The following is a 12349-nucleotide window of genomic DNA, read 5'->3' as shown; positions in this document are numbered from 1 at the left end:
TTCTCTCACGAAGGCTACTGTTCCTCTATTCTCGGATTTTGTGTGTAAAAATGTTTTATCGAGAATATAGATGAATGCTCCTGGTATAGATGCAGGGATTAACTCACAAAGTAAACTCCGTGGTTCTAACAGCTATTATAATATACACTTCAAATCTCGTATTTGATTCCTTATTCGACCTCGAGGTCGGTCACCGGCGTGTCGACGACTGCGAGGTCGTACGCCGGAATGGTGTCCGAGCCCACGACTACCGAGGCGTTAGCCGGAAGCGAGAGGGTCCGTTCCTCACCCGTGAAGTTCATGACCCACGAGTACCCGTTTCGCTCGATGGCGCGGACGTTCGCTGGTAGCGGCTCCGGAGTCGTCGCCACGTTCGCGTCCTCGAGCAGGTCGGTCACGAGTGCATCCGCCAGTTCGTCTTCGGGCCAGATGCCGCAGTAGCGGACGCGACCGTCGCCGACGTCGTTCGTCGTGATCGCCGGGGTGTCGGCTGCAGTGCCGGACTGATGGGTTCCGGTCACGGTCGCCGTATCGGGCTCGAGCCACTCGTCCCAGACGCGGTAGTCGAACGTCTCGCCGTCGTACTCGAGCGTGCGCTCCTGATCCGGATGCGGCGCTTCGTGGGCGTCGACCGTCGCGCCGACGAGGTCGGCAAGTGGGCCCGGCGCCGGTTCGTTCAGGAGTTGGTTCGCTCGATCTTTGACGCCGGAGCGCATCGTCAGCAGCAGGTTCCCGCCGCTTTCGACGTACTCCGTGAGCTGCGTCGCGAGTTCGTCGTCGACGAGGTGCAGCGTCGGCGCGACGACGGCAGCGTAGTCGTCGAGATCGCGCGTCGGCGGCACGATATCGACCGTCACACCGCGCTCGCGAAGCGCCCGATAGTAGGTCTCGAGGTGGGCCCAGTAGTCGAACTCCGGCGCGTGGGGTTGGATGTTCAGTGCCCAGAGATTGTCGTACTCGTGGAGGATCGCGACCGACGCTTCGGGACCTTCGAGATCGGGAAGCGACTCGAGATCGGCTGCAGCGTCTGCGGCATCGGCGTAGCCGCGGTCCGGACTGCCGTCTGCCTCGAGGAGCCCGGCGTGGTACTGCTCCTGGCCCTGTCGGCAGCGGCGCCAGCGGAAGTAGACGACGCTGTCGGCGCCGTGTGCGACGGCGTGGTGGGCCCAGAGCCGCATCGCTCCCTCTGGGGGCTGGGGCGAGTAGGGCGGCCAGTTGATGTCGCCGGGCTGTTGTTCCATTACCCAGAACGGCGCGTTCGCGGCGGAGCGGTAGAGATCGTGATCGAGGCCGGTGACGTCGGGACTGCCGACGAGGTATTCGTCGGTCGAGGGTTCCCCCTGGGCCTGAACCTGAACGTGACCGGTCGGATAGGAGTCCCACGAAGCGAAGTCGAGGCTCTCGCTGACGTCGTACGCGTCGAGCGGACCGAAGTGGCTCATGAAGTTGTGCGTGACGAACCAGTCGTCGTTTGCCTCCCGCAGGATGTCGACCTGCCGTTCGTTGTACGCGACGGCGCTGTCGCTGCTGAACCGGTAGTAATCGAGGAGCAGCGACGGGTGCTGGCTGGCCGCCGAGTGGCGCGGCGGCTGAATCTGGTCGAAGTCGTCGTATCGTTGGCTCCAGAACGTCGTTCCCCACGCCTCGTTGAGCGTTTCGATGTCGCCGTACCGGTCCTGAAGCCACTCGCTAAACGCCGCCGAACAGTCGTCGCAGTAACACCGGATCGTCCCGTGACAGCCGTACTCGTTGTCGGTCTGCCAGCCGGCGACGACGGGATGGTCGGCGAACCGCTCTGCCAGTCGCGTGACGATGCGATCCGTCTCCAGCGCGTACGCCTCGGAATTGAAGCAGTAGTGGCGACGACCGCCGAACTCCCGCGTCGTCCCGTCCGGTTCCTCCTGCAGCATATCCGGATGATCGTCGACAAGCCACCGCGGCGGCGTTGCCGTTGGGGTACACAGAACGGCTTGCATTCCCTGATCGTCGATGTACTCGAGGGCCGTCTCGAGCCACTCGAAGTCGAACTCGCCGCGTTCGGGTTCTAACCGCGCCCACGCGAACTCGCCCATCCGGACGTACTCGAGGCCTGCGTCGGCCATCTGCTGGACGTCCGTTTCCCATCGTTCGCTCGGCCAGTGTTCCGGAAAGTAGCACGTTCCGATTGACATACGCTATCAAGCGAAGGCATTCATCTTAGTTGTATTGTTATCGCATGTCAGTCCGAACTCGCGTCGAACCGCCGAGCCGAGGCGGCGATTGCCGAACCGCTGGCCGAATTGCTGGCCGCACGTCGGCTGCTGTGGACCCGTTTTCCACAATATAGAACGGGTATTCAACTCCGCTCACGACGATTCGGTCCCGTGACGAGTAATTAACGGGGGATATACGCCGCTAATTTACACTGGTATGATTGTAACAGCAGCACCGTTCAACAATATGGGACGAGCGTTCTTCCACCGCGTGCGACAGGACAAAATCAGCCGAAGACGGGCTGATTCGGCGGATTTCTCAAAGGGGCGCTGATTCGAGCCCGCTCCAGACCGTCAGCGCGTCGTTGCCCTCCCGTTCGGTCGTTCTATCGTATCGACCCACCCGACGTCGTCTTCGAGCGGATATCGATCACTCGGTTTCGATCAGGTACGTCCGGTCCGGTTCGACCGGCACGGTGACGACGTCCGGTTCGGGAGACGCAAACGCGACTCGTTGACCTGAATTAGTCGTGATCCGTTCGATTGGTGTTCGAGTACGAACCCGAACTTCTTCCCGGTGTGACGGCCTAAGAACCGCCGAATCGAGTCGTCCGTCGGTCCAGCGGAGATCGACCTCGAAACCGCCGCGAGCGCGCAACCCTTCGACGCTGCCGTCGGCCCACGCATCTGGCAACGCCGGGAGCAGCCGGAGTTCGTCGCCGTGGCTCTGGAGGAGCATCTCCGCGATGCCGGCTGTGCCGCCGAAGTTGCCGTCGATCTGGAACGGCGGGTGGGAATCGAGCAGGCTGTCGTACGTCGACTCGGAGAGGAGCCTCCGAACGGCCTCGAGGGCGCGGTCGCCGTCTTCCAGCCGTGCGAACAGGGCGATCGTCCACGCGCAACTCCAGCCGGTGTGGCCGCCGCCGTGCTCGAGGCGTCGTTCGAGCGAGGTGCGGACGGCCTCGGCGAGTTTCGGGTCGTCGCGGAGCGTGATCACATCCGCGGGGTAGAAGCCGAACAGGTGCGAGACGTGGCGGTGGCCCGGATCGACTTCCTCGTGATCCTCGAGCCACTCCTGCAGGTGGCCGTGTTCGCCGATCTGCATCGGCGGCAGCCGCTCGAGTGCATCGGCCACCTCCTCAACAAACGCCTCGTCGGCGCCGTCGGCGACGCCGAGTTCGGTCGCGGCCTCGATGCAGTGCGTAAAGAGGTCGGTCGCGAGCTGGACGTCCATCGTCGGGCCCTCGCAAACGGTCGCCTCCTGGCCGTCCGGCGTCCGGAACTGGTTCTCGGGCGAGGCCGACGGCGCGGTGACGAGCCAGCCGTACTCGGGGTGTTCGACGAGGAAGTCGAGCAGGAACCGCGCGGCGTCTTTCAGAATCGGATAGATCGCCTCGAGGTCGCTTCGATCGCCGGAGAACGCGTAGTGGTCCCAGAGGTTCCGACAGAGCCAGGCGGGTGCCATCGGCCAGTGGCCCCAGCGCGCGTCGACGGTCTGGACGGTCGTTCGCCAGAGGTCGGTATCGACGTGGGCGGTGAACCCGTCGCAGTCGTAGTACTCGCGGGCGGTCCGCTGGCCGGACTCGCGCATCGAATCGACGAACGCGACCAGCGGCTCGGCACACTCCGCGAGGTTCGCCACCTCGGCGTGCCAGTAGTTCATCTCGAGGTTGACGTCGAGCGTGTAACAGCTGTGCCAGGGCGGGTCGTACTCGTCGTTCCAGATCCCCTGCAGATTCGCCGGGAGGGTTCCCGGTCGCGAACTCGCCAGCAGGAGGTAGCGCCCGTACTGGAAGTACAGTTGGACGAGGTGCGGATCGGAGTCGCCGTCCCGGACGGCGGCCAACCGCTCGTCGATCGGCGCGTCGACTGGATCGCCCAATTCGAGCGAGACGCGATCGAAGAAGTCGCGATGATCGTCGACGTGGCGGCGCTTGAGTTCCTCGTAGGTTCGATCGGCGACTTCCTCGAGCGTCGCCGTCGTCGCGTCACTGGGATCGTCGCCGTCGTAATCCGTCGCCGCGGCGAAGGTAATCGTCACCGCGTCCGCTCCCGCGACGGCAACCGCGCTCGGGGACTGCCCCCAGTCGTCGGCGACGTCCGGCTCGGCGGACGCACCGTCGGCCCGCACCGCCGCTCGCCCTTCGAACCGGAGTCCCCAGCCGCCCGAGCCCTGGTACATGTCGGCCGTGTTCGGCATGTCGACGACCTGTCCGCGCAGCAGGGGGCGATTCTCCTCGTCGACGCCGGCCCGCGCACAGCGGTCGCGGTCGAGTCGGACCGACGCGTCGACCGTCCCCGGTCCGTCGCACTCGAGGCGGACGACCAGAACGTCGTCGGGCGTCGAGACGAAGTACTCGCGGGTGTAGGTCGTTCCCTCGAGGTCGTACTCGACCCGGTAGCAGCCGTCGGCGAGGTCGAGTTCCCGTCGGTAGGCCGTCGCCTCGTCGTGGCCCGGCTGTTCGATCAACAGCTCGCAGAAGGGGAGGTACGGCCGGATTCCGGCCGGTCCCCCCTGCAGGTGTTCGTTGCAAAGCTCCTGGGCGGCTTCGTACTCGCCGTCGAAACACAGCTGCCGGATCTCCTCTACGTGCTCGGATGCCCCCTCGACGACCTTCTCTTCGTGGCCGCCGGCCCACAGCGTCTCCTCGTTGCACTGGATGCGCTCGCGCTCGAGTCCGCCGTAGGCCATCGCACCGAGTCGGCCGTTGCCGAGCGGCAGCGCGTCGATCCACTCGTCGGCCGGCTCGTCGTACCACAGGGTGTGGGTCGCTCCCTCGTCCATACACCGTTCCGTTCGGCGAACCGTATAATCGTACGGGTTCCCTGAGGCTGCTGCCGTTCTCGATTCGGTCGTTACTCGCCGCGGCTGGCCCGATATCGGCTGATCCTGTTACTGTCAGCACACGTCCAAAACCCTTATTAATGAATATTGGGAACACAGACCATGGTACGGACGACTGACAAGACCAGGGCTCGGTATCGGTCACTGTCCCGCCGCCGACTGCTGCAAACGGCAGCCGGCGGGGCAACGGTACTGGCTGCGGGGTGTGCAGGTGGCACCGGCTCCGGTGACGATCAAATCCTCGTCGACGGCGACCACCACTGGATGGACGAAGCGGAACTCAATCCGTACGCCGGCGACTCGACCGGCGGCGCGATCTGGCGGTTCTTCCCGGCGCTGGCCCTCTACTCGACCGAAGCGACGTTCTACGAGGGTGGTTCGGAGGACGAACACGTCACCTACGGAGAGTTCCGCCCCGGAAGCGCCGCCGAGTGGGACCACACCGGCGATCAACTGTCGATCACGCTTCGCGAGGACTGGCAGTGGGACTCCGGCGACGAGGTGACCGCCCAGGATCTCGTCACCCGGCTTCGACTCGACAAGTACGACGAGACGGACCCCTGGGACTTTATCGAGCAGGTTTACGCCGACGACGAGAAGACCGTCGTGCTCGAGTTCGACGCCGAGTACGACGAGGAACTGTTCCTCCACACGTTCTTCCTCCCGGGGATGACGGTCAACACCCCGCCGGAGATCGACGGCGAGCAGACGAAGTTCGGCGAAATCCTCGAGGCGCTCGAGGAGTCGACGACGGACAGCGAGATCGACGACCGCATGACCGAACTGATGGAGTTCAGCTGGGCCCCCGGCGACCTCGCGCTGGCAGGGCCCTACAGCGTCGAGACGGTGACGCGGGATACGCTCATCCTCGAGCCGAACGACGGCTTCTGGGAGCCGGTCGCGTTCGACGAACTCGAGACGAGAACGGTCGGACTCGGCGGGACCGGCGCCGACACGCAGCAAGTGCTGTCGAACGAGACCGATCTCGGTCCGATTCTGACGCCCGAGATGCTCGACGAGATGGACTCGGGTCTCCACATGGCGATCAAGCAGGGCGTCTTCGGCGTCGGCTTAGGATTCAATCTGCAGGGTGACGGTCCCTACACCGACCGCAACTTCCGCCGGGCGGTCGCGTACGTGCTGGACGCCCAGCGCATTGCCGAGGGATCGAATCCGCTGCTGTACGGCGTCCCCGAGTACGCGGCGACCAATCTCATCACGACCGAACAGGCCGAGGACATCCTCGGCGACCGCATCGACGACTTCGAACTGTACGAACGGGACACCGACCGGGCGGCGGAACTGATGCGCGAAGCGGGCTACGAACGCGACGGCGACGCGTGGGTCGACGGCAGCGGTGAGCAGGTCGTCCTCCAGCTCGATACGACCCAGTGGGACGGCTATCCGGAACTGGGAAACCAGTCGACGGAGTTGCTCGAGTCCTTCGGCATCGACGTCGAGTTCGAAGTGATGCAGGAGTCGGCGTACGTCGACATGATCTGGGGCGAGGGCTCCGGGCTGGAAGCCGCGTTCGCGACGTGGGGCGACGGCCACCCGTACCCGGCCTTCCAGGAGGCGTTCAGCGACTGGAGCCAGTGGAACACGCCCGCGGAACTCGAGGTTCCGATGCCGGTCGGCGACCCGGCGGGCGACCTCGAGACGGTCAACGTCCGCGAGTTGACCCAGCAGATACCTGAACAGACCGGCGAGGAGTTGACGGAGACGCTCGTGGAACTCTCGTGGGTCTTCAACCAGAGCCTGCCCGTCGTGCCGCTGGTCAGCGAGAACATGGGCGTCACCTACTGGACCGACGACTGGGAGTTCCCGGGCCGAGACGATTCCATCTGGGGGGTCGAGCGCAATCACGAGAAACTGACCGCCTACGGACTCGTCAGTCCGAGCGGCGAGAGCGAGTGACGATAGTGACAGCGACCACTCTACGAGACCCTGCCACGATCCATGACTAACTGGCTAACGAAACGACTCGTCAAGGCCGCACTCACCGTGTGGGGCGTCGTTACGCTGACGTTCGCCCTGAGTCACCTGATGCCGGGCGGACCGGCCCAACACATTCAGGCGCAACTCGTCTCCCGAGAGGGCGGCAGCATCGATCCCGAACGCCTGAATCAGTTGATGGAACGGTACACGAACGTCCAGCCGGACAAGCCCGTGTGGCAACAGTACATCGATTACGTAACCGCGGTGCTACAGGGCGACCTCGGCGAGTCGATCATCCGGAACGAGCCGGTCGTCGACATCATCGCCGACGCGCTTCCGTGGACGATCTTCGTCATGGGACTCTCGCTAATCTTGACGTTCGTCATCGGGATCACCCTCGGCGCGGTGATGGCCTACTACGAGGGCACGCGGTTCGATTTCCTCTCGTCGACGATCGGGACGGTTCTCAACTCGACCCCGTTCTACCTCCTCGGGCTCTTGCTCCTGTTCGTCTTCGCGTACCAGGTCAATCTCCTCCCGACAGGCGGGAACATGAATCCGCGGACGGAGCCCGGTCTGAACTACCCGTTCATCAGGGGCGTCCTCATACACGCGACGCTGCCGGTCCTTTCGATGGTTCTCACCGAGGCCGGCGGCTGGGCACTCTCCATGCGGGGCAACAGTATCAGCATCCTCGGCGAGGAGTACCTCCGCGTCGCCCGCCTTCGCGGACTCTCCGATCGACGGATCGCCTTCACCTACATCGGACGGAACGCGATCCTGCCGCTGTACACGAACTTCATGATCGCGATCGGATTCGTCATCGGCGGCTCCGTGATCCTCGAGCAGGTGTTCACTTACGAGGGGATCGGCTACTACATGGTCGACGCCGTCCAGGCCAACGATCACCCGCTGGTGATGGGGACGTTCCTCGTCCTGACGCTCGCAGTGGTCTTCGGGTTACTGTTCGCCGATCTGACCTACGGCAAACTCGATCCGCGGATCGCCGCCGGAGGTGAGTCCGATGAAGAGTACTGATCGCTCGTCCGCGGATCACCCGTTCGAGCGGGTCTCCGAGGTCTCGAGTACCGACGGATTCGATCTGTCGCGGTGGCTCGAGGAGCACGTCCTCGTTCCCGCGCGGATCCTCGCCGAGGACCGGAAGACGATCATCGGGGCTTCGATCCTGACCGTCTACGTCCTTATGGGAACGGTCGGCGTCCTGCTCGTGCCGGAGCCGACGACGGACGGCCCCCGTCTGCAGGCGCCGTTCCAGTCGCTCGAGTATCCGCTCGGGACCGACGCGATGGGCCACGACCTCCTCGCGATGATCGTCCACGCGACGCCGCAGATGTTACAGATGATCCTCGCTGGTGCGGTGTTCGCGACCGCGGTCGCGACGGCCGTCGGAACGGTAGCGGGCTACAAGGGCGGACTCGTCGACGACGTCCTGACGCTCATCATGGACGTTATGCTCACGATTCCCGGGCTCCCGTTGATCATCGTCCTCGCGGCGACGATCGAGCCGTCGAACCCGCTGGTGATCGGCGTGTTGCTCACGATCAACACCTGGGCGGGACTCGCGCGAACCATCCGTGCGGAGGTCCTCTCGCTGCGTAACGACAACTACGTCGAAGCGTCCCGACTCATGGGGACGCCGACCTGGCGGATCATCGCGGAGGATATCGTCCCGAACATCATGCCGTACGTGCTGATCAACTTCATGATGGCCGGCCGGTCGGTCATCTTCAGCGCCGTCGGCCTCTACTTCCTGGGGCTGCTACCGTTCACCGCGCTGAACTGGGGCGTGATCCTCGACATGGCTTCCAGCAACGGCGCCCTCTCGAGCACGTCGACGATCCACTGGGTGATCGTTCCGACTGTCGTCATCATCGCCCTGTCCTACGGACTGATCATGCTCTCGCAGGGCATGGATCGACTGTTCAACCCGCGCGTGCGGGCTCGGAAGCGAGACTAATCGGTCCTACCCTTAGACTCCGTTTTTACACGCCTTTGACTCGAGCCTCGAGGGCAATCCAAAACGAGCGAGGTATCGCCGTCACGTCCCGTATCGGTAGCGAAGACCGACGAGGAGAGCCAGAAACGTACCGAGCATCGCGAAGTTAATCTGTAGCAGGACGAACGACGGTGAATCACGGTCAATGAAGAGTAGCGACAAAACGGACAGCGCCAACAAGACGATACAGAGCACTATCAGAAGCGGAATCGCGTGCCGGTTATCTCGAATCACGACCTCGAGCGCAGTCCGAAACGATCGCGTTTGTCTCTTGTTTTCGTCGCCCATAGACTCGTTTGTCGGCTGTTCGCTCGGCGTGAACTTCATAGTTGGTACAGTTACCGTAGCGCAGCAGCGGGTGTTGCGTTTGTCCGTAGTTTCAGCACCGTAACCATTAAGATGACTGGTGAGATACGAGGTACCATCTACCATGATTAGCGTCGGTATCGATCAGCGACGACTGTCGCTTCGATCGTCGCACCCGTTCGAACGACCATCGCCGTCGACGGTCGACGAACACCCAGCTGTTCGCCACTACGGGACGAACCCATGAGTATCGAGACCGCTCACTCTGATCACGAGACCGACGATGCTCTCGAGCCGATCGAGGTCGACGATCCGATCTTTTCGGTTCGGGACGTCTCGGTCACGTTCGATATGGATCGCGGCGAGTCGCGAGTGCTCGACGACGTGTCACTCGATATCGCTCGCGAGGAGGTTCTCGGCGTCGTCGGCGAGTCGGGCTCCGGCAAGTCGATGTTCGCGTCGGCGCTGTTAGATGCCGTCGTCGACCCTGGCCGCGTCGAGGGTGAGATCACGTATTATCCGGACTCGGGATCGCCGGTCGACGTCCTCGAGTTGGGAACCGACGAACTCCGACGCTTCCGGTGGGAGGAAGTGTCGATGGTGTTTCAGGGCGCACAGAGTTCGTTCAATCCGGTCATCACGATCCGCGAGCACTTCGAGGAGACGATCACCGCCCACGGCCGGAACGTCGACGAGGCGATGGCTCACGCGTACGAACTCATCGCCGACCTCCACATGGAACCGGATCGCGTCCTCGATTCTTACCCCCACGAGCTTTCGGGCGGCATGAAACAGCGGACGCTCATCGCCCTCTCGTTGGTTCTGGAGCCGAACGTGCTCGTCATGGACGAGCCGACGGCCGCGCTGGATCTGTTGATGCAGCGGTCGATTCTGGATCTCCTCGAGAATCTCAAGGAGAAGTACGACTTGACCGTCGTGTTCATCACGCACGACCTCCCGCTGGTGACGGGACTGTCCGATCGACTCGCGGTGTTGTACGCGTTCGAATTCGTCGAGATTGCCGACGCCGACCGGATCGTCGACCGCCCCGTCCATCCGTACACGCGGTCGCTGCTGAAGGCGGTGCCGAACCTGAACATGCCACCGGCGGAGATGCAGCCGATCGACGGGTCGGCGCCCGACCCGGTCGACGTGCCGACCGGCTGTTCGTACCATCCGCGGTGTCCCTTGGCCGACGACAGGTGTCGGACCGAGGATCCGGCGCTTCGCGAAACCACTGGGGGCGCCGTCGCCGCCTGCTTCCACTGGGAGGATGCTCCTGATGCGGTGCCGTTAGATCTCGACCGAACATACGATCCCGACGAACAGACGATCGTCGAAGGCTCCCAATCCGAACGGCCTGTACTCTCCCTCGAGGACGTCGAGGTGCACTTCGAACAGGAAAAACGGGGCCTACGAAACCTCTTTTCGGATCCCGAGGTCGTCCGTGCGGTCGACGGCGTCGACCTCGATATCTACGAGAACGACGTCGTCGCGCTCGTCGGCGAGAGCGGCTGCGGAAAGACGACGCTCGGGAAGGCTGCGATCGGTGCCCAACGGCCGACCGGCGGTCGCGTCTCCTACCGGGACGTCGATATCTGGGAGGCTCGAGATCATGGCGATGCCGAGGTCGAGTTCGACGAGATCCGTCGCTCGCTCCAGATGATCCACCAGGACCCCGGGAGTTCACTGAACCCGAACAAGACCGTTCGGAAAAGCCTCGAGTCGCCGCTGAAACTCTGGAAGCCGGACATGGACGCCGCCGATCGGAACGCGCGGATTCTCGGCATGCTCGAGTACGTCGGCATGAGTCCGCCGGAGGACTACGCGGACCGGTATCCACACCAGCTTTCCGGTGGCGAACAGCAACGCGTCGCGTTGATTCGAGCCCTGCTGATGAATCCTGACGTCATCCTCGCGGACGAAGCCGTCTCGGCGCTGGACGTCTCGCTGCGCGTCGAGATGATGGATCTCATGCTCGAGTTGCAGGAGTGGTTCGACACCTCGTACCTCTTTATCTCGCACAATCTCTCGAACGCACGGTACTTCGCGGGCGGCGTCGGTGGCCGAATCGGTGTCATGTACCTCGGAGAGATCATCGAGATCGGGCCCGCAGAAGAGATCATTCAGGACCCGCGTCACCCGTACACGAAGGTGCTAAAATGGTCGACGGAGGATCTCGATTCCGACACCGAAGCCGGCGAGCCGCCGGTCCGCGGAATCGACATTCCCGATCCTATCGATCCGCCCTCCGGCTGTCGGTTCCACACGCGCTGTCCCGAGGCGAGGGAAGTCTGTCGCACCCAGTGTCCGTCGATCCATGACTCGGCTGCCGACGACGGCGATCACGCGACAGCGTGTTTCCGGGAGTACGGTTCCGACCACCCCTACTGGGACAGTGACTCGATCGTCGACGAGCCCCGGCCCGTTTCTGAGACGGTTTCAGGAGAGGACGCCTCGAGCGACTAGTTCGTGCGAGATCGAACAGCGTTCCCCATCGTCTCCGGGTACTGCGATCGTTTTTGATCGCCTCGGCACCTGATAACCTGGCTATCTCTATACTATCAGCTTTTAATACTGTTATTTTGGTGGAGAGATACTGAAATGCATCCCCATACTCAAAAGGCACCTATTGTACCTATTCTTGGCTAATCTGCTTTGGAAAATGCTGATACGGGAGGATAGAACTATAACCGGTTGTCCCTTCTTGAATCCATTTTCCCGAGAGGAATAGCTCGAGATTACCGGCTTAACTTCTTGTACGGCCACTAGTGACCATACTATGCTTCTCCGCACTTTCAGATCTGGACTATTATCTTGACTTGACAGGATCTCAAATGTCTAAGTGAAAATAAATACTCACTCATGACCGCCTCGGTGCGAGTCGTTCCGCTCTGGTGTATAATTGCTGAGCGCTGTTTCCTTGTAACCGAATCTCCTCATTCTGTTCATTGTGTAGAGTATATGGACGGATAAACGGCTGTACTATCAGAATGGGTTTAATAGGTGAAATAGATACAATAGGAACAATAGTTGCAATAGGTGAAATAT

General features: G+C 62.5%; 7 protein-coding genes. 4 read left to right on the top strand and 3 right to left on the bottom strand.

Features of this window, described 5'->3' with window-relative positions:
- Positions 1 to 170 precede the first annotated feature (170 nt).
- Positions 171 to 2171, bottom strand: a complete 2001-nt coding sequence (locus ATJ93_RS18160) for a beta-galactosidase (protein ID WP_120246091.1) — start codon at positions 2169 to 2171, stop codon at positions 171 to 173.
- A gap of 451 nt (positions 2172 to 2622) precedes the next feature.
- Positions 2623 to 4977: a glycoside hydrolase family 95 protein gene (locus ATJ93_RS18155; RefSeq protein ID WP_120246090.1), complete on the bottom strand. Its 2355-nt coding sequence runs from the start codon at positions 4975 to 4977 to the stop codon at positions 2623 to 2625.
- Positions 4978 to 5139: 162 nt separating this feature from the next.
- On the opposite strand from ATJ93_RS18155, the gene ATJ93_RS18150 reads away from it, so the two are divergent.
- The 3 genes from ATJ93_RS18150 to ATJ93_RS18140 are packed head-to-tail and all read left to right on the top strand — an operon-like array spanning position 5140 to position 8953.
- Positions 5140 to 6954: an ABC transporter substrate-binding protein gene (locus tag ATJ93_RS18150; protein ID WP_120246089.1), complete on the top strand. Its 1815-nt coding sequence runs from the start codon at positions 5140 to 5142 to the stop codon at positions 6952 to 6954.
- A gap of 42 nt (positions 6955 to 6996) precedes the next feature.
- The gene (locus tag ATJ93_RS18145) at positions 6997 to 8013 is read left to right on the top strand and encodes an ABC transporter permease (RefSeq protein ID WP_120246088.1); all 1017 of its coding nucleotides are present in this window, start codon (positions 6997 to 6999) and stop codon (positions 8011 to 8013) included.
- Positions 8000 to 8953 (top strand): ABC transporter permease, encoded by a 954-nt coding sequence (locus tag ATJ93_RS18140; protein WP_120246087.1) that lies wholly within the window; start codon positions 8000 to 8002, stop codon positions 8951 to 8953. The genes ATJ93_RS18145 and ATJ93_RS18140 overlap by 14 nt, the downstream gene beginning before the upstream one ends.
- An 81-nt stretch (positions 8954 to 9034) precedes the next feature.
- Here the strand turns inward: ATJ93_RS18140 and ATJ93_RS18135 are convergent, their stop codons facing one another.
- Entirely contained in the window at positions 9035 to 9319 is a 285-nt protein-coding gene (locus ATJ93_RS18135) for a hypothetical protein (protein ID WP_245977682.1), read from the bottom strand.
- 222 nt (positions 9320 to 9541) lie between these two features.
- Here ATJ93_RS18135 and ATJ93_RS18130 point away from each other — a divergent pair, with 222 nt between their 5' ends.
- Entirely contained in the window at positions 9542 to 11767 is a 2226-nt protein-coding gene (locus tag ATJ93_RS18130; RefSeq protein ID WP_120246086.1) for an ABC transporter ATP-binding protein, read from the top strand.
- Positions 11768 to 12349 lie beyond the last annotated feature (582 nt).

Origin of the sequence: Halopiger aswanensis (assembly GCF_003610195.1) — an archaeon.
Lineage (GTDB): Archaea > Halobacteriota > Halobacteria > Halobacteriales > Natrialbaceae > Halopiger > Halopiger aswanensis.
This window is presented reverse-complemented; position numbering and strand designations above follow the sequence as displayed.